We start from the raw sequence: 22,679 nt of genomic DNA on the forward strand, positions 1-22,679 counted from the left end.
ACCGTTCCGTAACAGTGGCGGCTCAACCCGATGTGGGCTGCCGGCTCATGGCTGCCAAGTGATCACCCCTGGGCCGTCCCTGGGCCGTGCGAGGGCGCCCGAGGCCGACCAACGGCGACCGGCAGTGACAGGCGAGTCTCAGCCGTCCATCACGAAGTCCCAGCTCACAGCCCCCCGACCATTTGGGTTACCACCCGGGGGTGGCGTTCAGGCAAGATGGGGTGTATCTGCCCACTGCCTGATTTCAAGCTGCCGGACGGTTTCTCTTGGCTGAGTTCATTTACACCATGCGCAAGGCGCGCAAAGCGCACGGCGACAAGGTGATCCTCGACGACGTCACCCTGAGCTTCCTTCCGGGTGCCAAGATCGGCGTCGTCGGTCCGAACGGTGCCGGTAAGTCGACCGTTCTGAAGATCATGGCGGGGCTGGAGCAGCCGTCGAACGGTGACGCCTTCCTCACCCCCGGTTACACGGTGGGCATCCTGCTGCAGGAGCCCCCGCTGACCGAGGACAAGACCGTCCTCGAGAACGTCCAGGAGGGCGTCGCCGAGGTCAAGGGCAAGCTCGACCGGTTCAACGAGATCGCCGAGCTGATGGCGACCGACTACTCGGACGCGCTGCTGGATGAGATGGGCAAGCTGCAGGAGCAGCTCGACCACGCCAACGCCTGGGACCTCGACGCCCAGCTGGAGCAGGCCATGGACGCCCTGGGCTGCCCGCCCGGCGACTGGGCCGTCGCCAACCTCTCCGGTGGTGAGAAGCGTCGCGTGGCGCTCTGCAAGCTCCTCCTGGAGGCCCCGGACCTGCTGCTGCTCGACGAGCCCACCAACCACCTCGACGCCGAGTCGGTGAACTGGCTGGAGCAGCACCTCGCCAAGTACGAGGGCACCGTCGTCGCGGTCACCCACGACCGGTACTTCCTGGACAACGTCGCCGGGTGGATCTGCGAGGTCGACCGCGGCCGTCTGCACGGCTACGAGGGCAACTACTCCAAGTACCTGGAGACCAAGGCGACCCGTCTCAAGGTCGAGGGGGCGAAGGACGCCAAGCGGCAGAAGCGGCTCAAGGAAGAGCTCGAGTGGGTGCGGTCCAACGCCAAGGGGCGTCAGGCCAAGTCCAAGGCGCGTCTCGCCCGGTACGAGGAGATGGCCGCCGAGGCCGAGAAGATGCGGAAGCTGGACTTCGAGGAGATCCAGATCCCGCCGGGCCCGCGGCTCGGCAGCGTCGTCGTCGAGGTCAGCGACCTCAACAAGGCCTTCGGCGAGAAGGTGCTCATCGACGATCTGAGCTTCACGCTGCCTCGTAACGGGATCGTCGGGGTCATCGGCCCCAACGGTGCGGGCAAGACCACCCTGTTCAAGATGATCCAGGGGTTCGAGACGCCCGACTCCGGCGACATCAAGGTCGGCGACACCGTCAAGATCTCGTACGTCGACCAGAGCCGCGAGAACATCGACCCGAAGAAGACGCTGTGGGCCGTCGTCTCCGACGAGCTCGACTACATCAACGTCGGTCAGGTCGAGATGCCCTCGCGCGCCTACGTCTCCGCCTTCGGGTTCAAGGGCCCGGACCAGCAGAAGCCCGCCGGCGTCCTCTCCGGCGGTGAGCGCAACCGGCTCAACCTCGCGCTCACCCTCAAGCAGGGCGGCAACCTGCTGCTCCTCGACGAGCCCACCAACGACCTGGACGTGGAGACGCTGTCCTCCCTCGAGAACGCTCTTCTCGAGTTCCCCGGCTGCGCCGTCGTCGTCTCCCACGACCGGTGGTTCCTCGACCGCGTCGCCACGCACATCCTCGCCTACGAGGGTGAGTCGCGGTGGTTCTGGTTCGAGGGCAACTTCGAGTCGTACGAGAAGAACAAGATCGAGCGGCTCGGCCCGGACGCCGCCCGCCCGCACCGTGCCACCTACAAGAAGCTGACCCGGGGCTGATCGGTCTTGCGGCACATCTACCGCTGCCCGCTGCGCTGGGCGGACATGGACGCGTACGGCCACGTCAACAACGTGGTCTTCCTCCGCTACCTGGAGGAAGCCCGTATCGACTTCCTGTTCCGCCCGGAGAAGGACTTCAAGCAGGGGTCCGTGGTGGCGCGCCACGAGATCGACTACAAGCGGCAGCTCGTCCACCGGCACTCACCGGTGGACATCGAGCTGTGGGTCACGCAGATCCGGGCGGCGTCCTTCACCATCACCTACGAGGTGAAGGACGGTGACCAGGTCTACGTACGCGCCTCGACGGTGATAGTCCCGTTCGACTTCGAGACGCAGCGTCCGCGTCGGATCACCGCGGAGGAGCGGGAGTTCCTCCAGGAGTACACGGACGACGCCGACGCGGACGAAGGGGAGGCCGTCGCGGCATGACGGTGCTCCACCTCGCCGACGAGGGGGAGGCGGCGGACCTCGCGGCCTTCCTCTCCCGGCTGCTCCATTACGACCGCGGCGCGGCGGTGCGGCTCCAGGCGGCCGGCACCGCCCTCGCCGTGTTCGGACGGCCACCCTCCTTCGAGGTGCTGGCCATCCGCGCGGTCCGGCTCGCCAAGCCGTACGAGAACGGTCTCGACGTCACACTCGACGTGACCGTGTCCGCCGGGGAGCTCCTGGAATCCGTGGACGAGACGGCGGCCACGGCCGCGGTGCCGGGCGCGGTGACCGGGCCGTCGTGGGCCGGTGTACTGCCGCCGCGCGGTGGCTGGCGGCCCGCGCCGGGGCTGCCGGCGCCGGACGCGCTGCGTGCGATGGTCGGCGCCGCCGTCGCCGAATTCCGCTCCCGTACGCAGGAGTTGGCGCCCGACGGCCGTACGCGCGCCGAGCTCGACCGGATCGGGCGGGACATCTGGTCCCGGTCGGTCGGGGACACCCACCTGCCGGTACGGGCCGTGCACGCCGCCCAGTCCCTGGGCTTCCTGCGGCCGGGCGGAGCATCGGTCGAGGCCGCTGCCGAGGTGGGGCTGTTCACCTCGGGGGCCTGGCTCAGGCTGCGGACGCCGTACGGGTCCGTCGCGGTACGGCGGACCGGGATCGGGGCGCTGGACCTCAGCGTGCGCTGAGGCGGCGGCCGGGCGGTGCCGAGGCCCGGGTCAGCCCGGCGCGTTCACCATCGACGCCGCCGCGTACGTCAGGTAGTTCCACAGCGTCTCCTCGTGCTCCTCGGAGAGGCCCAGCTCGTCCACGGCGTCGCGCATGTGCTTCAGCCAGGCGTCGTGGGCGGCCTGGTCGACCGTGAACGGGGCGTGGCGCATGCGCAGCCGGGGGTGGCCGCGGTTGTCGCTGTACGTCGTGGGGCCGCCCCAGTACTGCATCAGGAACAGCACCAGACGCTCCTCGGCCGGGCCCAGGTCCTCCTCCGGATACATGGGCCGCAGAATCGGATCCTCGGCGACTCCCTCGTAGAAACGGTGGACGAGCCGACGGAAGGTCTCCTCCCCGCCGACCTGCTCGTAGAAGGTCTGCTCCTGAAGCGTGCCGCGCCGAATCTCTTTCACGTCCCCCATGGTCTCAGACCGGGCGACCGAGGACTCAAGGCTTAGGACCGGCCCCGGTACTCGCCTCGGGCCGGGTCACGCAGGACAGTGGACATATGGGTACGCACGCTCTCGACAAGGAGATCGAGGATCTCGCCGCCGCCGCCCGTGCCGACCTGGTGCGTGAGATCGAGATGAGCGGGGCCTTCCGCGCCGACCCGGTGTGGAAGGCGGCCTTCCTCGCGGTCCCGCGTCACCTCTTCGTGCCGTACTACTACGTCGGCATCCTCGGCGGCTACGAACGCCGCTGGGGCGAGAGTCCCGACCCACGGGCGCGCGAGCGCTGGGTGCGCGGTGCGTACGTCGACGCCCCGCTGGCCACGCGGCTGCGCGACGGCGAGCTGCTCTCCTCCAGCAGCCAGCCCTCACTGATGGCGATGATGCTGGCCGATCTGCGCGTCGAGGAGGGCGACCGGGTCCTGGAGATCGGCGCCGGTACCGGCTACAACGCGGCGCTGCTGGCGTACCGCCTCGGCGACGACAACGTCACCACCGTCGACCTGGATCCGGAGATCACCGAGTCCGCGCGCCGGCACCTCGCCGGCGCCGGGTACCACCCCGCCGTCGTCACCGGCGACGGCGCCCGCGGAGTCCCCGAACACGCCCCCTTCGACCGGATCATCGCCACCTGCACCCTGCAGTCGATCCCGCCCGCCTGGATCGCCCAGTGCCGTCCCGGCGCCCGGGTCCTGAGCCCCCTGGCCACCGGCCTGATCGCGCTGACGGTACGGGACGCCGGGCACGCGGAGGGGCACTTCCTGCACACGCCCGCCTACTTCGTACCGCTGCGCGGCGACGGCCGCCCCGAGCGGGAGCAGGCCCCGCTGGCCGGCGTGCCGCGCCGGGCCAGGGAACACGAGCTGTTCCGGTTCCTGCTGGCGCTCACCCGCGGCAGCCTCGATCCGCAGGAGGCGTACGCGCTGTGGGAGCGCGAGGGCCTGCCCCAGCGCGAGCGGTACGGCATCACGGTCGTCGGCGACCGCGAGTGGGCGTGGCTGGACGATCCGGAGGGGCCTTATGCGTGGCCCCTCCGGTGACCGGTCACTGCCGGTGCGGAGCTGGTGCCGCGACGGTGCGGAGGACTAGCCCCGGCGGATCGTGATCGTCGTCCAGGCGCCCACGTGGACCCGGTCGCCGTCCTGCAGTGGGACCGGGACGAACGGCTGGATCGGTTCTTCCCCGCCGTTGACCGTCGTACCGTTCGTCGAGTTCTGGTCGACGACGGCCCAGGTGCCGTCCGGCTGCTGCACGAGCACCGCGTGCTGGTGCGAGACGCCCGGGTCCTCCGGCGGTACCGACAGGTCGATGTCGGGGGTCTCGCCGGTGGAGTGGCGGCGGCGGCCGATGGTGATCTGGTTGCCGGTGAGGGCGCGCTGCTGCTCCGGCGAGTACGCGGGCAGGTTCAGGCCCGTGGCCTCGGGGCCGGACCGATGCATCATCGCCATGAAGTACGCGCGGTCCGGGCCGATGGTCGCCGTCCACGTGCCGCCGCCCTGCTGGGGGTAGCCGGGGCCGGGCGGGGCCGGGGTGGCGCCGGGCTGCGGGTAGCCGTAGCCCCCGCCTTGGCCGGGACCGCCGGAGGTGGCGCCGGGCTGGGGGTAGCCGTAGCCCCCGTCCTGGCCGGGGCCGCCGGACGGCGGGGAGATCACCCAGTCGTCGTCACCGCCGAAGGACGGGCCACCCTGCGGCGGCCGGCCGGTCTCCTGCGGGAACCCGGGCGGGGCGGGCGGCGCGGACTGCTGGAACGACTGCGGAGGGCCGCCCGCCGTGCCACCGGGGCCGGGCGGAGGCGGAACCGGACGCGAGGGATCGGAACCGAAGCCGGGAGGACCGGAGGGGCCGCCGGGGCCACCGCCGTAGCCGGGCTGACCGGGACGACCGGGCGGGTTGGGACGACCGGGCGGGTTGGGGCCACCCGGGCCGGCCGGGCCGCCGCCGTAGCCGGGCGGGCCGGGCTGGTTCGGGCCGCCGGGACCACCGCCGGGACCTGCCGGGCCGCCGCCGTAGCCACCCGGGCCGGGCTGGTTCGGGCCACCCGGGCCGCCACCGGGACCTGCCGGGCCGCCGCCGTAGCCGGAGGGGCCGGGAGGGCCGGGAGGGTTGGGGCCACCAGGGCCACCGGGACCACCGGGACCACCAAAGCCCCCACCGTAGCCGGGCGGACCGGGCGGATTCGGGCCGCCAGGACCGCCGGGACCACCGGGGCCGCCAGGACCGCCCCCGGGCCCCGACTGCCCGCCACCGTATCCGGGCGGGCCGGACTGCCGGGACGGATCGCCACCGAACGCCGGGCCCGGCGGGATCGGCTCGGCAGGCCGGTTCACCTGGGACGGACGCGAGCCCTGGTAGTCGAACGAGTCACCGCCACCGTACGACGGCCCCGCCGGGCCGGGACCCTGACCGGGACCCTGCGGGAAGCGCGGACCACCGGGACCACCGGGGCCACCAGGCCCGCCAGGTCCGCCAGGTCCGCCAAAACCACCCGGGCCACCCGGACCAGGCGCCGGAGACCGCGGAGCGGCAGGGGTGTACGACGTCGCCGTGTTCGTCAGGAAGTTCCACCGGCACTCCTCGCAGAACGGCGCGCCGCCCTCGCGGGGCGTGCGGCACTGCGGGCAGAGCTCCGGCTCGTGGTCGGAGCCGCCGGGATGCGGGCGTCCCTGAGCCGGGCCGCCGGGCGCACCGGGGCCGGGGGGTGGGAAGCCGTAGCCACCGCCGGGCGGCGGTGGCGGCGGGGGCACGGCACCGGCCATGCGGTGACCGCAGACCTCGCACCAGTCGTCGGAACCCGACTGGTGTCCGTTCGGGCAGGTCGGCATGTCGGCGCTTCCCCCTCTCCTTTTCCGGCCGGTTCGACCGGATTTTTTCCCACCCCGAGGGGGCGGGCTCGCAGCTGCTTACGTCACTTCTTTACACGAACAGTCTTTGTCGACCGGGTTTCGAGCGTCATCTCGTCGGCCTCCGCGACCTTCGCCTTCAGTCGCACAGTACCTGTCGCGGCGTCGACAACGTCCACCACCTTCGCAAGCAGTTTCGCAGTATCGGCGTTCCCGGAGGCACTGGCGAGCTGAACGGCCCGGCCCAGTTTCGCCGTTGCTGCCTCGACTTCTCCCGCTTTGCGCAGATCGAGACCCTGTTGGATGACCTGTGCCAGTTCGGCCTGGCCGGTGTAGTGGGCGACCTGGGGGTTGATCGACGTCGAGGCGACCATGTCCTCGGTCCACACGGCCCGTACGAGACCCTGTGCGCCGAGGTTCTGTGCGCTCCCGTCGGGCTGCGGAATGACCAGCGAGACACGGGCGGCGAGCATCTCCTGGCCGAGGTTCGCGGCCGGTACCTCCACGCAGACGTGGTAGTCGCGGGACTCATCGCCCCAGGAGCCGGTGGGGTAGTCGCCGGCGCGGGGGCCCGCCTCGGTGCGGCGGTCGGTCAGTTCCGCGACCGTCGGGGCGACCTGCTTGACGAACCTGATCGCCGTGCCGACCGGCGTCCACAGCCGCAGGGCGACGTCCGCGACCTCCTTGCCCATCGCCGTCTCCATCATCCCCGTGAAGTCGGCGGCGAGGCCGGCCGGGTCGGCGACGATGTCGGCGGTGCCGAGGAGCGAGGAGGCGATGGCTGTGACTTCTTTCACTTCCCAGTCGGTGCCCACGCCACGGGCGTCGCAGGTGAAACGTCCGGCGCACGCGTCCAGGGCGGCCTTGAGGTCCTGCGGCGACTCGTGCTCGTTGCGGCCGTCGGTGAGCAGGATGCCGTGGCGGATGGCGACGTCCGCGGAGGACAGCAGCCGGTCGGCGAGGCGCAGCCAGGTGCCGATGGCCGTACCGCCGCCGGCGCTGAGCCTGCGCAGGGCCTCCTTGGCCTGCGCGCGGGTGGTGGCGTCGGCGACGGCGAGGCGGCCGTCGCCCGGGTAGACCTCCTTGGCGACATGGGTGCCGCCGATCACCGAGAAGTGCACGCCGTCGCGCAGGGTGTCGATCGCGGCGGCGGTCGCGTCGCGGGCGTTGCGCATCTTGACCGGCGGGTAGTCCATCGAGCCAGAACAGTCGACCATGATCGCCACGGCCGTGTCCGGGCCCTGGCCGGGCGCGTACAGGTGGGGTGCCGCGACCGCGCTGCCGACGGTGCCGCCGCCGGTGGAGGTCACCGTGACGATCGCGTTGACCTCGCGGCCGCCCTCCGGGAGGTACTCGTTCTGGTACACGTCCACCGAGAACTGCGGCACGTTCGACTTCGAGAAATTGGCCATGCCTGCTCAAATCCCCCTCGGAAACCCCACGTTGGGTGGAGATGGTGACTGGGGACGGACCGGTCCCCTCCGATCCGTCCGAGATCCCGATCCGTCTGCGATCCGTCGAGTTGTCCCCGTTTCTATGGGCTCAGGCGGATCCTGCCCCCTGCGGCGGGGGCGGGAACGGCAGGACGGCCACTGTTACGTTGTCGTGGCCCCCGCCGTCCAGGGCGCGGCCGACGAGGACCCGGGCGCTGTGCAGGGGGTGCGCGGCGGCGTCCAGGGGGACGGCGTCCGCCATCTCCTCGGCCGCCTCCGCGTAGTTCCACAGGCCGTCGGTGCACACGATCACCACACCGGGCCGGTCGGGCTTGAAGGACGCGGTGTGCGGCTCCAGTTCGTACGCGTCCGCGCCGAGCCAGCCGGTGATCGCGTGGGCGCGCTCGTCGGCGTAGGCCTCCGCCTCGCTCATCAGGCCCGCCGAGACCATCTGCGCGGCCCAGGAGTCGTCCTCGGTGAGCCGGGCGGGAGGCGCGGTGCGGTCGAGCGGGACCCAGTAGGCGCGGCTGTCGCCGACCCAGCCGACGACGAGCAGTCCCGCGGTGACGATCGCGCCGACGAGGGTGCAGGCGGGGGCGTTCTGGTGCGGGGCGTGCTCACGGGCCGTCTCGGGCTCGTCGGCCAGCGCGTTGACCGCGTGCGAGGCGGCGACGATCGCGTCGTGCATGGCCTGCTGGGGATGCGTGCCGAGCGGCAGGGCGGCCAGCAGCGACTCGCTCGCCGCCCTCGACGCCGCGAGCGAGGCCTCGTCCGGGCGGGTCGCCGAGGACACGCCGTCGCAGACGATCGCCAGGGCCGCGGGTGAGCCGTCGGGGAGGGTGGCGTTGCCGAGGGCGAACGCGTCCTCGTTGCGGTGGTGGCGCAGGCCGCGGTCGCTGACGGCGGCCACCGGGCCGAACTCCTGCTCCATATGGTCCCGTTCACGTGGCTGGGCGTGTCCGCAGTTCTCGCAGTAGCCGTCGCCGTCCACCCGGCCCGCCCGGCACGCCACACAGACCGTGGCCTCCCCGGCGGGCACCGCGACCTCGGCGGCCACCCGTGGATCGGGCGCCTGCAACGGATACTCCTCGGGCTCCGGCGCCCGGTCGAACCGCACACCGGTGGGCGGGGGCGGTACGGGCGCCTGCGCGGGCAGGGGCGGGCCGCTCGCGTCCGGGCTCCCGGAGCCCGGTGGGGCGTCGGCCGGCCAGGGCACGGCCGCGGGGGGAGCGGGCGGTGGCACCGAGCCGTTCACGGTGGGTGCCGGCACCTCGTCCGGGCGCGGCGGCACGGCGGACAGGTCGTATCCGCACGCACCGCAGAAACGGTCGCCCGACTCGAGCGGCTCCTCGCAGCTCGGGCACTTCGACAGGGCGGCCTGTTGGGGCATCTGGGACATCAACTACACCCACGTCCGGGGGCGGTAACGGTTGGCACGTTCCACCAGGTCGATCCTCTCCTCGCCGCCGGTCGCCAGCCGGGCCAGCGTGCGGTACGAACGCTCCAGGCCGAACCGCAGGCCCCGCTCGTCCAGGCCGCTGCCGAGCAGCGTCCGTCCCCCGGCGGCGGTGGGGGCGGAACCCTGGCTACCGGACAGTATCCAGTCCAGCGCGGAGCCGAGAACTTCGGTCGACAGCTGTTCACGTCGTCTCGGGTCGAGACCGTACGCGTCCAGCGCCTCCACCTGTGCCGCCGCGGCGGTCAGGTCCTCCAGGAACGGTACGTCGGAAGCGAGCACCGTGCGCTGCCGGAGCCGGGCGCGCACCGCGGCCACGCGGGCGGCCGTGTAGTGGATGGACGCCTCCGGAACCGACTCCAGCGTCCGTACCGCGCCCGGGCGGTCCCCGGCCGCGAGCTGGACGCGGGCCAGGCCGAACGCGGCGCTCACATAGCTCGGGTCGGTCGACCACACCAGGCGGTAGTACTCGGCGGCGTTGTCCAGTTGGCCGAGCAGCTCCGCGCACAGGCCGAGGGCCAGCTTCGGCGCGGGCTCGCCCGGGAACGCGTCGTAGATCGCGTCGAAGGCGAGCGCGGAGCCCTCGTGGTCGCCGGTGACCAGCGCGGCCACGCCCCGGTACCAGACCACCCGCCAGTCGTCGGGCCGCTCCTCCTCCAGCACGGCCAGGGAGTTCAGCCCGGTCGCAAAGTCGCCGTTCTCCAGCAGGGCGCGGATCTGCCGCAGCCGGGTCTCGATCGACACGGCCGGCGCCGCGGCGAGCGCACCGAGCAGCTCGGCGGGCGCGGAGGCGATCAGGCCCGCCAGGAAACCGGCGTTGGGGTCGGTCGGGTCCACCAGGGGCACGGGCAGCGCGAGGGACGCGGCGGGGGAGTCGACGGACTTGACGAGGCTCGCCGTACCGGCCGCGACGGTCGCGGGCGCGGCGAGCTGCTTTCGTGCGAGCACCGCCCGCGCCCCCAGCCGCGACACCTCACCGTCCAGCACCGGGAACAGCTCCGCGTCCGTGACCCTGGTCTCGGGCCCGAACAGCGTCGACAGCGCGGGCCGGGCCCGCCCCGTCTGCAGCGACACCACCTCGCGCAGCACCCCCGTCAGCTGCTCGGCCATCTCCTGTGCGGAGGCGAACCGGCGGACCGGGTCGGGATCGGTGGCGCGCACCAGCAGCCGGTAGAAGGACTCGTACCGGCGGAAGACGTCGATGTTGTCGGGGTCGGGCAGGGAGTCGACGAAGACGTTCGTGTAGCCCTGGAAGTCGAAGGTGAGGACCGCGAGCGTGCGGCCGACGGTGTAGAGGTCGCTCGCCACCGACGGGCCGACCTCCGCGACCTCCGGCGCCTGGTAGCCGACCGTGCCGTAGATGGCCGACTCCTCGTCGTCCATCCTGCGCACCGCGCCCATGTCGATCAGCTTGAGCTGGTCCTCGGTCTGGATCGCGTTGTCGACCTTGAAGTCGCAGTACAGCAGGTTGCGGCTGTGCAGGTGGCCGAGGGCCTCGAGCGCCTCGATGCCGTACGCGCACGCCTGTTCCACCGGCAGCGGGTCACGCTTGGCGTCCGCGGTGCGGCGGGCGTTGGCGATCTCCTTCAGGGACTTGCCGCCGACGTACTCCATGACGATGTACCCGTCCAGCGAACCCGTCCGCTGGTCGAGGTGCTCCACGAAGTTGTAGATCCGCACGATGTTGGCGTGCTCGATCTCGGCGAGGAAGCGCCGCTCGGAGATCGCCGCCTCCATCGCGTCCTGGTCACCGGTGTCGAGGAGGCCCTTGAGGACCACCCAGCGGTCGGAGACGGCCCGGTCGACGGCGAGGTAGACCCAGCCGAGGCCGCCGTGCGCCAGACAGCCCACGACCTCGTACTGGCCGTGCACCACGTCGCCGGTCTTCAGCTTCGGGACGAACGAGTACGGGTGACCGCACTTCGTGCAGAAACCCTCCGTACGCCCCGGCCGCTCCCCCCGCGCGCGGCCCACCGGCGCACCGCAGTCGGAGCGCGAGCAGAACCGCTTGCGCTCGGGCACCTCTGGGTTGTCGAGGACCATCGCGCGCGGGTCGGGCCGCGGCACCTGCGGGACCGTGACCAGACCGGCGCCCAGCCGCGCCCGCCCCGAGGAGCCCGCCGACGAACCGGAGCTGCGCACCGACACCGAACGGCCCGTGGCGCGCCCCGACGCGGAGCGCGAGAGGCGCCCCGACACCGAGCGGCGCGACTTCGACGACTGCGACGACGTACGGGAACTGCGGGCGCTGGAGCGGGAACTGCTGCTGCCCGTCGAGCCCTTGCCGCCGCCGGTGATCCCGGTCGGAGCCGAACCGACCATCCCCGTCGAGCTGACGACCGGCGCCAGACCGCAGGTGTCGCAGTACAGCTCGCCGCCGCCCACGTCCTCGTACGCCCCGTCGCAGCCCGGCCGCTGGCACGTCTGCCCTGCCTGACTCATGACCCCTGCTCCCCCCTGCGGTCCTCGGGACCGCCCTGCTGCGGCACACGCGGGGCGCCGAGCAGTTCGGCGGCCGCGTGCTGGTAGCGCAGCACGGCCTGTTCGGCGACGCGCAGGTCGCAGGGCGCGCTCCACAGCATGCGGCGCGCCGCGTCGTACCGCTCCACCAGGAACGGGTCCTCGGCGAGCCCGTGCCGGGCGACCTTCGCCTTGTACGCGTCGAGGCGGCCGCGCAGCTCGGCGCGGACCGCGAGCGGCGCGGTGACCTCGGTCAACGACTCGCGGGCGCGCAGCAGTTCGTCCTCCGCCTTCTGCTCCAGCGACTCAAGGAGCGGGGACAGACGGTGCCACTGGGCGTGTCTGCGGTACTCGGCGGCCGTCGCCAGCTGCTCCTGCAGCACGGTCGGCGGACCGCTGACCACCGGCACCTCAGTCGCCGCGATCTTCGCGAGGACCTCACCGCGCGCGGTGCGCGCCTCGGCGAGCGTGCGGTCCGCGCGGGAGAGCACGTCCCGCAGCTTCACCAGCCGCTGCTCAGCGTCCTGACGTACCGTCAGTACGGCGTCGATCTCCCGGCGTACGTCCTCCAGGGCGCGCGCCTCACGGTCGTACACCGTGGTGTCGGGCCGGCCGCCGCCCGGGGCCGAACTGCCCTGCGCCGGCACCCAGAAGGCGAGCGGGTCGGACACCACCTGCTCCCGCAGGTTCGTCAAGGTTCGCGTGATGTGCTCCAGGTCGTCGCCCGCCGGGTGCTCACCGGGGCGTACGCCGACGGAGTGGGCGAGCCGGCGGGTGCGCTGGAGCTCCGCGGCCAGTAAATCGATCCGGGCGGGCAGCGCCGACCACACCGCGTCGGAGGCGACCACCATGTCCAGCGACGACGCGTACAGCTCGTTCATCCGCTCCACCAGCGTGACGAGCGAGAAGGTGTGACTGAGCCGGGCGGTGCCGTGCAGCGTCGGGGCGTTCGCCGTGGCCGCCGCGGAGTCCGCGACCGTCACGGACTCGCCGCGCAGCAGCTCCGTCAGCTCCACCAGATCCTCCCGGCTGGACCAGCGGCGACGCGCGCGGATGTCACGGGCCAGGCGCAACGCGCCCGTGTACGCGTCGAAGTACGCCCACAGCAGCGTGATCGACGCCTCCGCGGCCGTCCAGCGCTCTCTGGTGACGCCCGTGAGCTCGGCCCCCTCGAGAAGTCTGCGGCCCGCGTGGTCCTGCAGAGCGAGCAGCGAGGTCTCGATCGCCTCGTGCTCCGCGCCGAGCCGCGCGAGCGCACGGTCCACCTCGTCCCGGTCCATCACCGGCCCGGCGGGGTCCGTGACGCCCATCGATCACCTCTCGCTGCTGTGTGGGTTGTTGGGGGCTCCGCTGTTGATCGACGTTCCGTCAGCTCGTGCGCAGATACTGCGGTGCGGGCGGCTTCGACGCCGTCGCGTCCTGGCCCAGTGTCGCCGACAGCCATGTGTCGTACGACGCCTGCCAGCCGTTCGTGCGGTACTCCACCAGGATCTGATTGACCCGGCGTACCAGATCGTCGGCGTCCTTCTTCATCGCCACGCCGTAGTACTCGGTGGTGAAGGCCTTGCTCTTCAGCGCGACCGTCGGGTCCTGGGCGGCCTGACTCGCGGCGAGCGCACCGTCGTTGACCACCGCGTCGGCCTCGCCGAGCTGGAGCCTGACCAGGCAGTCGAGCTGGTTGGGGACGGTGGTGGAGATGTCGACGGAGGAGGGGATCGCGCCCGTCTCCCGGTCCTTCTTCAGCTTCAGGTAGGCGGTCGAACCGGCCGCCGTGCAGACCTTCTTGTCGGCCAGCGTGTCGTTGTAGCCCGTGATCTTCGAGGACTTGGGGGCGAGGACGGTCTGGCCGGTCTTGAAGTACGGAGCGGAGAAGGCGACCTTGCCCGCGCGCTCGCAGGTGATGGTCATGGTGCGGACCACCATGTCGACCCGGCCGTCCTGGATCGCGGGGATGCGCTGGTCGGTGGGGATGGCCTTGAACTGGACCGCCTTCGGGTCGCCGAGGATCTCCTGGGCGATCCGGTGGACCAGGTCGATGTCGAAGCCCTCCAGCTCGGCGTCCGCCTTGTTGGGGTCGCGATAGCCCCAGCGGTAGCTGTTCTGGTCGACGCCGACGATCAGCTTGCGCTTCTCGCCCCTGCGGTCCTTGATGGCGGTGATGGTGGGCCCGTCCGCGCCCGAGGGCGCCAGCGTCTGCTTCTCGGGTCCCTGGCAGGTGGTGTCGGCCGCGTGGGTGCCGGTGGCGGCGCCCGGGCCGCCGGTGCCGGTGCTGCCGTCGCCGGAGGACCGCGCTGTCGGCAGCAGCAGGACGAAGGCCATCGCGAGGGCGCAGACGACCGCCATCGCGCCCACTCCGCCCCAGCCCTTCAGGCCGGCCCGCATCCGTCGCACCTGCATCGCCACGCCCCCTCTCACCGGTACTCCGAAAGCCTGCGGCCGATGCCGAGCACGGCGCCCGCCGCGCCCAGTACGGCGAGGACGGCGGCGCCCAGCGGCAGCCCGCCCATCGCGTCCAGGCCGTCACCGGCCGCCTTCTTGAACTCGGTCTGTTCGTGGGTCAGCGCGATCGCCAGGTTGGTGTCGACGCTGTCGAAGCACTCGCCGGTCGCGCCCTTGGCGCCGATCACCTTGGCGAGCGCCTGCTGGTAGTTGCCGTTCTCGTCCTCGTCGCGGGCCGTGGCGTGGCGCTTCTTCCACTCCGCCATGTTGCCGACGGCGGCCGTCACCGGCTTCTCGCCCGCCTGGTCGTCGGCGAGCTTCTCCGCTTGGGCCAGGCCCTTGCCGAGGACCGCCATGTTCTGGGTGAAGTCGTGGTCGTAGGCGTCGACGGTGGTGTCGCCGACCTTGACGGTCTCGGCCCCGCGGGCGACCAGCGTGAGGTTCTCGTTGCCGCGGGCCCTGAGGGAGGCGATGCGGGCGTCGTGCAGGACGTTGAGGGAGCGCACGCCGTGGTCGTAGGAGTCGTTCAGACCGGCGCGGGCGACGCTGTGGCCGACGACCAGCCAGAGCAGGACCACCGTGGCGGCGGCGGTGGCGGCGACCAGGCCGTGGTTCAGGACACGGTGGGTGCGGCGGTAGTTGCGGTGCTGGGCCCAGACGAGCGCGGCGAGGGCGAGGACGCCGAGGGCGATCGCCGGCCACGGGTAGGGCGTGGCGTCCGCGTAGTCGGCCTCGAGGCGCTGGTTCTCCTTCTTGTAGAGATCCTCCGCCGCCGGGAGCATCTCCTTCTGCATCTTCTCGTTCGCGTACCGCAGGTAGGCGCCGCCGACCGGGAAGCCCTGCCGGTTGTACGTGCGGGCGCGCTCCACCAGGCCCTTGTACTCCGGCAGCAGCTTGTTGAGCTTGGTGATGGTGGCCGCGGAGGGGGAGTCCGGGTCCGAGTTGCCGGCGGCCGTGACGAGCTTCGCGGCGGCCTTGTCGATGTCCTCCTCGTACCGCTTGCGCGAGGCGGGGGTCTCCTGGCCGCCGGCGAGGAAGCCGCTGGAGGCGGCGGTGTTGGCGTCGGCGAGCGAGCGGTAGATGTCGGCGGCGGCGCTGCTCAGCGGCTGGCTCTTGTGCAGGACGTCGTCCGCGGCCGCCGTTCTGTCCGTCATCTGCCAGGCCGTGACGGAGCCGAAGGCGACGACGAGGAGAGCCAGCAGGGCGCCGATGATGCGCAGTCGGCCCGGTTCGGTGGTCGCGGCGGTGCGGAGCTGGTCGACGCCCTCTGCGAAGGCGGTACGGCGGGGTGGTGCGGGCGGGGTGCCGTTGGCCGTCGGCGAGCCGGGGGTGCCCGGGGCGCCCGGGATGCGGGGCGGGCCCGGTTGCGGCGGGACGGCCGGCATCCCGGGCACGCCGATTCCCGGTGGCGCCGCGCTGCTCTTCGGCGGGTGTGTCACGTTGACCTCCCCCATGGTCATCTGTCGCCGCAAGTATCGCTGGCGGGACCGGTATCCGCACCGGCCTTGGCTGGATCTTGATCGGATCGCAGTGGAGCGCTTGCGGCGCGAGGGTCGGTTCCGTACCACCCCTTGCCCAGGAACACGCTGCGGGAATCTGTTCGGTTCCCTCGTCAGGGGCCCGCCGCCTACGACGACTCCAGGCCCAAACCCGTCGCTCTGAAGAAGCCGTGGGGGCCGTGCGACCCGGTGCCGAGGCCTGGGCGGCGGGCCGTGGTGCCGTGGTGGGGGGACGTGACGGCTCGGGCGGCGAGTTCGGTGGTGATCAGGGTGGCCACCTCCGAGGCCGTCTCCTCCGTCGGCTGCTTGTACTCCGCCTTCCAGCGGCGGCCCGCCGGCTGCCAGCCCGCCGCCGTCATCGCCGCGGCCACCTCCTCGGGGTCGCCGGCGCGGCTGCCGATGCGCAGCAGGACGCCCTTGACGGTGTCGTACGTGAAGGACAGACCGCCGCTGATGAGGGTGCCGGCGATGCTGAACGTGACCTTCTCGCCGGGGCGTTGGACGGGGAGCTGTTCGATCCACGCCCTCAGGAGGGTCTCCAGGGCCTCCCTGAGGTGGGGGAGGTTCAGGGCGAGGCGGCCGCCGGGGAGGTAGGTGGCGGTGTCGCCGGGGCCGTACAGGACGAGTTGCCAGCTGTAGGGGAGGAGGGGGAAGTCGCTCGGGCCGTCCGGGCCGCCGGTCGGGCCGCCGTGTTCGAAGGTCGCCAGCTCCTCGTCCTCGACCTCCGCCGCCGGACTCGTCTCGATCCACACCGAGCGCCTGTCGGCGCGCAACCGCAGCAGGCGGGCGTCCTCGCCCGCCGTGCGCCAGCGCACGTCGGGGCCGGTGGGACCGCCGCCGTAGATCGTCGGCTCGCCGATGACGCCGCGCACCGCGGAGTAGACCTCGCCGAAGACGTCCCGGCGGCGGTCCAGGGACGGGGCCTCCTCGAAGGCGTACAGGCGCAGGTGGTCCGTCGCGTCGGGTGCCGGGGCGTCGTACAGCGGCGGGACGGATGCCGTGATCAGTTCGGCGGTCTCGGGGCCCGTGTGGCGGGCCTGCGACGGCTGGAGCACCGGCTGGAGCGCGATCCACGCCCAGCGGTCGTTGCTGTGCAGGAGCATCGTCCACTCCTTCGACTGCCAGCGCAGGCCGTGGCCGTCGGCGGCGGCCGGGACGGGCGTCGGGGAGCCGATCTCGGCCAGTGCCGCCGAGAGCTCCCCGAGGGCCCGCTCGCGCTCCTCGGCGGGCGTGGGCAGCCGGAACTCGAGCAGCCGCAGCTTGGCCCGCACGAAGTCGGACGCCTTCGGCTCCCGCTTGTCCAGGTGCAGTTCGGGTCCGAGCGAGCCACCGACGCCCCTGCTCGGCTCCAGGCCCACGACCAGCAGGTCGGCGAACTCGCGCCGTATCTTCCAGTCGGCATGGGCGTCCACGAGGGATTCCACGTGCGTGCGGGTCCACTGCCAGTCGAGTTCGTGCAGGGTGCGCACATGCCGTACGGCGGAGGCGAGGTCGGTGGTCCACGTCACGGAGTCGGAGGTCCCGGAGGTCGATGCACTCATGGAACGATCATCGCAACCGCCACTGACAGTGCGTCCGCCGACCGCCTCGGGTGATGGTGCGCCCCTCAGAAGTGCCCCCGCACCCGCTCCTGCGCCTCCACCCCCGCCCCCACCCGGTCCAGCCCCAGCAGCGCCGCCCCGAGGACCGGGCGGGCCTCCACCACGCGGGCCACCGCCTTCGGTGCGCGGGACGCCAGCAGGTCGGTCACCGCGTCGTCCAGTTGGGGGTGGCGGGCGGTGAGGACGCCGCCGCCCAGCAGGACCGGAGTCTCCTCGGCGAGGAGGTCCAGGCGGGTCAGCGCGACCACCGCCATGGTGACGACCTCGTCGGCGAGGCGGTCGACGATTGCGCGGGCCACCGGGTCGCCCCCGGCCGCCGTCGTGAACAGGACGGGCGTCAACTCGTGCCGCCGCGCCGGGGCGATGCGCTCCAGGTGCAGCGCCTCGATGAGCGCGTACACCGAGTCCAGGCCGAAGTGGGCCGGCAGGGTGCGCGTCAGCTCGGTCGGGCCGCCGCGGCCGTCCTCCGCGCGGGCCGCGTGCCACACGGCCTCCTCGGCCAGGCCCCAGCCACCGCCCCAGTCCCCGGAGAGGCGGCCGAGCGCCGGGAAGCGGGCGGTGCGCCCGTCGGGGCGCATGCCGACGCAGTTGATGCCGGCGCCGCAGACCACGGCGACGCCCCGGGGTTCGGCCACGCCCGCCCGCAGGATCGCGAACGTGTCGTTGCGGACCTCGACGGCCGTGCCCCACGCGCGCGCGTGCAGCGCGGCCGCCAACTGTTCCTCCTCCACGGGCAGGTCGGCGTTGGCCAGGCAGGCCGAGACATGGGCGACGGAGGTGACCCCGGCCCGGTCGTACGCCTCCGCGACGGTCGCGGCGAGGGCGTCGACCGCCGCCTCCACGCCCACCGCGGGGGGCCTGAAGCCGCCGCCGCGGGCCATGGCGAGGACGTTTCCGTCCGCCGCCACGACCGCGACGTCGGTCTTGCTGTTGCCGGCGTCGATGGCGAGGACGCCGTCGGTCAGGCCCACGCGAGGTGCTCCCGGTTGTGTGCGATCAGCTGGTCGGTGAGGGTGTCGGCGTACTCGTACTGTCCGACGAGGGGGTGTGCGAGCAGGGCCCGGAAGACCCGGTCCCGGCCGCCGTGCAGGGCAGCCTGGAGGGCGAGCTCCTCGTACGCGGTCACGTTCGCCATGAGCCCCGCCTGGAGCGGGTCCACGGCCGCGACCGGCAGCGGGGTCGTGCCGGACGGGCCCACCGCCGCCTGAACCTCGATCACCGCGTCGGACGGCAGGAAGGGCAGCGTGCCCTTGTTGTACGTGTTCACCACCTGGTACGGATTCCCCCCGCCGCCGAGCAGCGCCGCCGCCAGGTCCACCGCCGCCTCCGAGTAGTAGGCACCGCCCCTCCTGGCGAGGAGCTCCGGCTTCTCGTCGAGGGCCGGGTCACCGTACATCTCCAGCAACTGCCGCTCCATCTCCGCCACTTCCGCGGCCCGGGACGGCTTCGTGCGCAGCTCCCGTACGACCTCGTCGTGCGCGTAGAAGTAGCGCAGGTAGTACGACGGGACCACGCCCAGCCGGTCGAGCAGCGGGCGGGGCAGACGCAGGTCGGCGGCGATCGCGTCGCCGTGCCCGGCCAGCAGCTTGGGCAGCACGTCCTCGCCCTCGGGGCCGCCCAGGCGCACGCCGGTCTCCCAGGTGAGGTGGTTGAGGCCCACGTGGTCCAGGTGGACGTCGGCGGGCGTGACGCCGAGCAGCCCGGCGAACTTCCGCTGGAAGCCGATGGCCACGTTGCACAGGCCGACCGCCCGGTGCCCGGCCTGGAGCAGGGCGCGCGTGACGATGCCGACCGGGTTGGTGAAGTCGATGATCCAGGCGTCCGGGTTGGTGCGGCGGACCCGTTCGGCGATGTCGAGGACGACCGGGACCGTCCGCAGCGCCTTGGCCAGGCCGCCCGCGCCGGTCGTCTCCTGGCCGACGCAGCCGCACTCCAGCGGCCAGGTCTCGTCCTGTTCGCGGGCCGCCTGGCCGCCGACGCGCAGCTGGAGCAGGACCGCGTCGGCGCCGTCGACGCCCGCGTCCAGGTCGCCGGTCGTCACGACCCTGCCCGGGTGTCCCTGCTTGGCGAAGATGCGCCGGGCCAGGCCGCCCACCAGCTCCAGCCGGTCCGCCGCCGGGTCGACGAGCACCAGTTCCTCGACCGGCAGGGTGTCCCGCAGGCGCGCGAACCCGTCGACGAGTTCGGGGGTGTAGGTCGAGCCTCCGCCGACCACGGTGAGTTTCATTCGGGTCAACCCTTTACTCCGGTGAGCGTGACGCCCTCGACGAACGCCTTCTGGGCGAAGAAGAACACGAGGATCACGGGGGCCATGACCAGGATGGTCGCGGCCATGGTGAGGTTCCAGTCGGTGTGGTGCGCGCCCTTGAAGGACTCCAGGCCGTAACTCAGGGTCCACGCGGCCGGGTTCTCCGAGGCGTAGATCTGCGGGCCGAAGTAGTCGTTCCAGGCGTAGAAGAACTGGAAGAGGGCCACCGCGGCGATGCCGGGCTTCGCCATCGGCAGGATGATCTTCAGCAGGGTGCGCAGGTCACCGCAGCCGTCCACCTTCGCCGCGTCCACGTACTCGTTGGGGATGGTCGTCAGGAACTGGCGCAGCAGGAAGATGGTGAACGCGTCACCGAACGCCATCGGGATGATCATCGGCCACAGCGTGCCCGAGAGGTCCAGCTGCTTCGCCCAGAAGAGGTACATCGGGATGACGACCACCTGCGGCGGCAGCATCATCATCGAGATCACCAGCATGAGCAGCAGGTTGCGGCCCCGGAAGCGGAACTTGGCGAGCGCGTACGCCACGGGGATGGACGAGACCACGCTGAGGACCGTGCCCAGGCCGGCGTAGATCAGGGTGTTCTTCCACCAGGTGAGGAAGCCGGGGGTGTCGAGCACGCTCTTGTAGTTGCCCCACTCCCAGGTGTGCGGGATCAGGTCCCGGCTGAGCGACTGCGAGTCGCTCATCAGCGAGGTCAGGAAGACGAACACGAAGGGGAGGGTGAAGAAGAGGGCGGCGGCGACACCGAGCGAGTGGACCGCGATCCACTCCAGCAGCGCCCGGCGGCGGGCGGTGCGCTCGGCGGGTGAGGACGGTGCCTGCAACTCCACCGGCCGGTCCAGTACTTGGGTCATGTCAGTCACCTGCCTGGATGAGACCGCCCCGGCGCCGCATCAGCAGTGCGGTGAACGCCATCGACAGGGCGAAGAGGACCAGGGCCACGACACACGCCGAGCCGTAGTCGAAGCGCTGGAAGCCGAGGTTGTAGACGAGCTGGGGGAGGGTGAGCGTGGAGTGGTCCGGGTAGCCGGGCTCGAACATGGTGCCCGCGCCCTGGATCACGCCCGAGGCGACCTTCCCGGCGACCAGCGGCTGGGTGTAGCACTGCATCGCCTGGATGACACCGGTGACGACGGCGAACATGATGATCGGCGCGATGTTCGGCAGCGTGACGAACCGGAACCGCTGCCAGGCCGACGCGCCGTCCAGCTCCGCCGCCTCGTACTGCTCCTTGGGCACGTCGAGCAGCGCGGCCATGAAGATGACCATCAGGTCGCCCACGCCCCACAGGAACATCAGGGTCAGGGCCGGCTTGGACCAGGACGGGTCGTTGAACCAGCCCGGCGCCGGGATGCCGATCTTCTCCAGCATCGAGTTGACCGGGCCCGTACCGGGGTTGAGGAGGAAGGCGAAAGCCATCGTCGCGGCCACCGGCGGGGCCAGGTAGGGCAGGTAGAAGAGGGTGCGGAAGACGCCCGTAGCCGTCTTGATCTTCGTGATGAGCAGGCCGATCCCGAGTCCGAAGAGGACCCGCAGGCTCACCATGATCACGACCAGCCAGAGGGTGTTGCGCAGGGCGGGCCAGAAGAAGGGGTAGTGCTCGAAGACGTACGTCCAGTTCTTCGTCCCGGTCCACGTCGGCGGCTTGAAGCCGTCGTAGTGCATGAACGAGAAGTAGACCGTCGAGATCATCGGGTACGCGAAGAAGACCGCGAAGCCGATCAGCCAGGGCGACAGGAAGGCGGTCGTGCGCAGTGCCGCTCGGCGGCGCTTCGACGCCAGGGTGACGGTGCTCATCGCTACTTCGCCTGCGCGATGTCCGTGTCGATCTGCTGCGCCGCCTTCGCCAGGCCGCCCTTCAGGTCCTTGAGCTTGCCGCTCTCGTAGTCGTAGCCGAGCTGCTGGATCGTGGTGAGGTACACGCCGCCGTTGATGGAGGCGGGAGCGGTCGTCGAGTTCGGGTTGGCGGCGATGTCCAGGAACGTCTTGAAGCGCGGGTCGTACTTCAGGTTCGGGGACTTCAGGGCCGCCAGCGTGGAGGGCACGTTGTGGATACCGTTGGAGAAGTTGACGACCGCGTCCGTGTCGGTGGTCATGTACTTCACCAGTTCCCAGGCCGCGTTCTGCTTCTTGCTGGTCGCGGCGATGCCGGCGATGGTGCCGGTGATGTAGCCCTTGCCGTACTGGTCGGCCTGGTCGTCGGGGACGGGCAGCGGGGCGACGCCGATCTCGAACTTCGGCTTGGTGTCCAGGGCCATGCCCAGCCGCCACTCGCCGTCGAGCTGCATGGCGACCTGACCGGTGTGGAAGGGGTGCTTGGGGCCCCACTCGTCGCCCAGCGTGGCGCGGTAGGTCTCCAGCTTCTTGTAGCCGCCGAGTTCGTCGACGAGCTTCTTCTGGACGGTGAACGCGGCCGTGAACGCGGGGTCCTTCGCGACGTTCGACTTGCCGCTGGAGTCGAAGTAGGTGGGCGAGAACTGCCCGAGGTAGTGCTCGGTCGTCGTCTCCCAGCCGTGGTAGTCCGGCATGAAGCCGAGCTGCTTGTACGTGTTGCCCTGGGTGATCGTCAGCTTCTTGGCGTCGGCCGCGAACTCCGACCACGTTTTCGGCGGGCTCGCGATCCCCGCCTTCTCGAACGCCGTCTTGTTGTAGTAGAGCCCGTACGCGTCGCCCAGCAGCGGCACCGCGCAGCGGTCGCCGTCGAACTGGGTGTACTCGTTCATCGCCTTCGGGAACGTGGTCGCCGGATCGATCCCGGCCTTCTTGAAGTACGGGTTGAGGTCGACCAGCGCACCCGACGAGCAGAACTTGCCCACGTTGCTGGTGGTGAACGACGAGATCACGTCGGGCGCCTTGTCGCCGCCCGTGCGCAGTGCCTGGTTGATCTTGTCGTCGGTCATGTTGCCGACGACGTTGACATGGATGTTGGGGTGCGCCTTCTCGAAGCCGGCGACGAGCGCCTTGACGGCCTTCACCTCGCCGGGCGCGCTCCATGCGTGCCAGAAGTTGAGGGTCGTCTCCTTGGAGGCGTCGTCGCTCGCGGCCGACTCGGACTGGCCGGTACAGGCGGTGGCGAGGAGGGTCAGCGAGGCGGTGGCGGCGAGCGCGAGGGCCGCCTTCCGTGACATTCCGGGCATGGCAGGGTCTCCCAGGGCAGGGCAG

18 protein-coding genes are annotated in these 22,679 nt (G+C 71.6%); 4 read left to right on the plus strand and 14 right to left on the minus strand.

Going from position 1 to position 22,679, the window contains the following annotated elements; translation table 11 throughout:
* The first annotated feature begins 266 nt into the window (after window positions 1-266).
* Genes ettA through ACFYWX_RS07920 form a run of 3 tightly spaced genes read left to right on the plus strand, consistent with a single transcriptional unit; the run spans window position 267 to window position 3,046 of the window.
* Window positions 267-1,931 (plus strand): energy-dependent translational throttle protein EttA, encoded by a 1,665-nt coding sequence (gene ettA / locus ACFYWX_RS07910; protein WP_389423102.1) that lies wholly within the window; start codon window positions 267-269, stop codon window positions 1,929-1,931.
* A 6-nt stretch (window positions 1,932-1,937) separates the two neighbouring features.
* Window positions 1,938-2,360 carry an acyl-CoA thioesterase gene (locus ACFYWX_RS07915; RefSeq protein ID WP_389423103.1) on the plus strand — a complete coding sequence of 141 codons (423 nt, stop codon included), beginning with the start codon at window positions 1,938-1,940 and terminating at the stop codon, window positions 2,358-2,360.
* On the plus strand, window positions 2,357-3,046 hold the full coding sequence (locus ACFYWX_RS07920; RefSeq protein ID WP_389423104.1) for a hypothetical protein: 690 nt from the start codon (window positions 2,357-2,359) through the stop codon (window positions 3,044-3,046). Before ACFYWX_RS07915 ends, ACFYWX_RS07920 begins: the two co-directional genes overlap by 4 nt.
* Before the next feature lie 30 nt (window positions 3,047-3,076).
* Here the strand turns inward: ACFYWX_RS07920 and ACFYWX_RS07925 are convergent, their stop codons facing one another.
* Window positions 3,077-3,490: a globin gene (locus tag ACFYWX_RS07925; RefSeq protein ID WP_389423105.1), complete on the minus strand. Its 414-nt coding sequence runs from the start codon at window positions 3,488-3,490 to the stop codon at window positions 3,077-3,079.
* An 86-nt stretch (window positions 3,491-3,576) separates the two neighbouring features.
* Between ACFYWX_RS07925 and ACFYWX_RS07930 the strand changes: the two genes are divergently transcribed.
* A complete protein-coding gene (locus tag ACFYWX_RS07930) occupies window positions 3,577-4,557 on the plus strand; it encodes a methyltransferase domain-containing protein (RefSeq protein WP_389423106.1) in 981 nt (326 codons plus the stop codon).
* 45 nt (window positions 4,558-4,602) lie between these two features.
* Here the strand turns inward: ACFYWX_RS07930 and ACFYWX_RS07935 are convergent, their stop codons facing one another.
* The 13 genes from ACFYWX_RS07935 to ACFYWX_RS07995 all read right to left on the minus strand — a co-directional run bounded on the left by ACFYWX_RS07935 (window position 4,603) and on the right by ACFYWX_RS07995 (window position 22,654).
* The gene (locus tag ACFYWX_RS07935; protein ID WP_389423107.1) at window positions 4,603-6,339 is read right to left on the minus strand and encodes an FHA domain-containing protein; all 1,737 of its coding nucleotides are present in this window, start codon (window positions 6,337-6,339) and stop codon (window positions 4,603-4,605) included.
* Between the two features lie 83 nt (window positions 6,340-6,422).
* Complete coding sequence (locus tag ACFYWX_RS07940) at window positions 6,423-7,769, minus strand: VWA domain-containing protein (protein WP_389423108.1); 1,347 nt, start codon at window positions 7,767-7,769, stop codon at window positions 6,423-6,425.
* A 130-nt stretch (window positions 7,770-7,899) separates the two neighbouring features.
* Window positions 7,900-9,192 (minus strand): PP2C family serine/threonine-protein phosphatase, encoded by a 1,293-nt coding sequence (locus tag ACFYWX_RS07945; protein ID WP_389423109.1) that lies wholly within the window; start codon window positions 9,190-9,192, stop codon window positions 7,900-7,902.
* On the minus strand, window positions 9,193-11,688 hold the full coding sequence (locus tag ACFYWX_RS07950) for a tetratricopeptide repeat protein (RefSeq protein WP_389423110.1): 2,496 nt from the start codon (window positions 11,686-11,688) through the stop codon (window positions 9,193-9,195).
* Entirely contained in the window at window positions 11,685-13,016 is a 1,332-nt protein-coding gene (locus ACFYWX_RS07955; protein WP_389423111.1) for a hypothetical protein, read from the minus strand. Before ACFYWX_RS07955 ends, ACFYWX_RS07950 begins: the two co-directional genes overlap by 4 nt.
* Window positions 13,017-13,074: 58 nt before the next feature.
* Window positions 13,075-14,103, minus strand: coding sequence for a glutamate ABC transporter substrate-binding protein (locus tag ACFYWX_RS07960; protein ID WP_389423112.1), 1,029 nt, complete (start codon window positions 14,101-14,103; stop codon window positions 13,075-13,077).
* A gap of 14 nt (window positions 14,104-14,117) precedes the next feature.
* Window positions 14,118-15,530, minus strand: a complete 1,413-nt coding sequence (locus tag ACFYWX_RS07965; protein ID WP_389423406.1) for a hypothetical protein — start codon at window positions 15,528-15,530, stop codon at window positions 14,118-14,120.
* Window positions 15,531-15,772: 242 nt separating this feature from the next.
* Window positions 15,773-17,185 carry a hypothetical protein gene (locus ACFYWX_RS07970; RefSeq protein ID WP_389423113.1) on the minus strand — a complete coding sequence of 471 codons (1,413 nt, stop codon included), beginning with the start codon at window positions 17,183-17,185 and terminating at the stop codon, window positions 15,773-15,775.
* Window positions 17,186-17,250: 65 nt separating this feature from the next.
* Window positions 17,251-18,216, minus strand: a complete 966-nt coding sequence (locus tag ACFYWX_RS07975; protein ID WP_389423114.1) for an N-acetylglucosamine kinase — start codon at window positions 18,214-18,216, stop codon at window positions 17,251-17,253.
* Entirely contained in the window at window positions 18,207-19,472 is a 1,266-nt protein-coding gene (locus tag ACFYWX_RS07980) for a 6-phospho-beta-glucosidase (RefSeq protein WP_389423115.1), read from the minus strand. Before ACFYWX_RS07980 ends, ACFYWX_RS07975 begins: the two co-directional genes overlap by 10 nt.
* A gap of 5 nt (window positions 19,473-19,477) precedes the next feature.
* Window positions 19,478-20,371: a carbohydrate ABC transporter permease gene (locus tag ACFYWX_RS07985; RefSeq protein ID WP_389423116.1), complete on the minus strand. Its 894-nt coding sequence runs from the start codon at window positions 20,369-20,371 to the stop codon at window positions 19,478-19,480.
* A gap of 1 nt (window position 20,372) precedes the next feature.
* The gene (locus ACFYWX_RS07990) at window positions 20,373-21,314 is read right to left on the minus strand and encodes a carbohydrate ABC transporter permease (RefSeq protein WP_389423117.1); all 942 of its coding nucleotides are present in this window, start codon (window positions 21,312-21,314) and stop codon (window positions 20,373-20,375) included.
* Window positions 21,315-21,316: 2 nt separating this feature from the next.
* The gene (locus ACFYWX_RS07995) at window positions 21,317-22,654 is read right to left on the minus strand and encodes an ABC transporter substrate-binding protein (RefSeq protein ID WP_389423118.1); all 1,338 of its coding nucleotides are present in this window, start codon (window positions 22,652-22,654) and stop codon (window positions 21,317-21,319) included.
* Between the last annotated feature and the right edge of the window lie 25 nt (window positions 22,655-22,679).

The sequence above is a fragment of the Streptomyces sp. NPDC002888 genome (assembly GCF_042888465.1).
In the GTDB taxonomy this organism is placed as follows: domain Bacteria; phylum Actinomycetota; class Actinomycetes; order Streptomycetales; family Streptomycetaceae; genus Streptomyces.

What these genes read in the sequence shown, in the direction of transcription:
- ACFYWX_RS07920 (WP_389423104.1), top strand. Translation starts at nt 2,357, where the DNA reads ATGACGGTGCTCCACCTCGCCGACGAGGGGGAGGCGGCGGACCTCGCG.
- ACFYWX_RS07925 (WP_389423105.1), bottom strand. Translation starts at nt 3,490, where the DNA reads ATGGGGGACGTGAAAGAGATTCGGCGCGGCACGCTTCAGGAGCAGACC.
- ACFYWX_RS07930 (WP_389423106.1), top strand. Translation starts at nt 3,577, where the DNA reads ATGGGTACGCACGCTCTCGACAAGGAGATCGAGGATCTCGCCGCCGCC.
- ACFYWX_RS07935 (WP_389423107.1), bottom strand. Translation starts at nt 6,339, where the DNA reads ATGCCGACCTGCCCGAACGGACACCAGTCGGGTTCCGACGACTGGTGC.
- ACFYWX_RS07940 (WP_389423108.1), bottom strand. Translation starts at nt 7,769, where the DNA reads ATGGCCAATTTCTCGAAGTCGAACGTGCCGCAGTTCTCGGTGGACGTG.
- ACFYWX_RS07950 (WP_389423110.1), bottom strand. Translation starts at nt 11,688, where the DNA reads ATGAGTCAGGCAGGGCAGACGTGCCAGCGGCCGGGCTGCGACGGGGCG.
- ACFYWX_RS07955 (WP_389423111.1), bottom strand. Translation starts at nt 13,016, where the DNA reads ATGGGCGTCACGGACCCCGCCGGGCCGGTGATGGACCGGGACGAGGTG.
- ACFYWX_RS07960 (WP_389423112.1), bottom strand. Translation starts at nt 14,103, where the DNA reads ATGCAGGTGCGACGGATGCGGGCCGGCCTGAAGGGCTGGGGCGGAGTG.
- ACFYWX_RS07965 (WP_389423406.1), bottom strand. Translation starts at nt 15,530, where the DNA reads ATGCCGGCCGTCCCGCCGCAACCGGGCCCGCCCCGCATCCCGGGCGCC.
- ACFYWX_RS07970 (WP_389423113.1), bottom strand. Translation starts at nt 17,185, where the DNA reads ATGAGTGCATCGACCTCCGGGACCTCCGACTCCGTGACGTGGACCACC.
- ACFYWX_RS07980 (WP_389423115.1), bottom strand. Translation starts at nt 19,472, where the DNA reads ATGAAACTCACCGTGGTCGGCGGAGGCTCGACCTACACCCCCGAACTC.
- ACFYWX_RS07985 (WP_389423116.1), bottom strand. Translation starts at nt 20,371, where the DNA reads ATGACCCAAGTACTGGACCGGCCGGTGGAGTTGCAGGCACCGTCCTCA.
- ACFYWX_RS07990 (WP_389423117.1), bottom strand. Translation starts at nt 21,314, where the DNA reads ATGAGCACCGTCACCCTGGCGTCGAAGCGCCGCCGAGCGGCACTGCGC.
- ACFYWX_RS07995 (WP_389423118.1), bottom strand. Translation starts at nt 22,654, where the DNA reads ATGCCCGGAATGTCACGGAAGGCGGCCCTCGCGCTCGCCGCCACCGCC.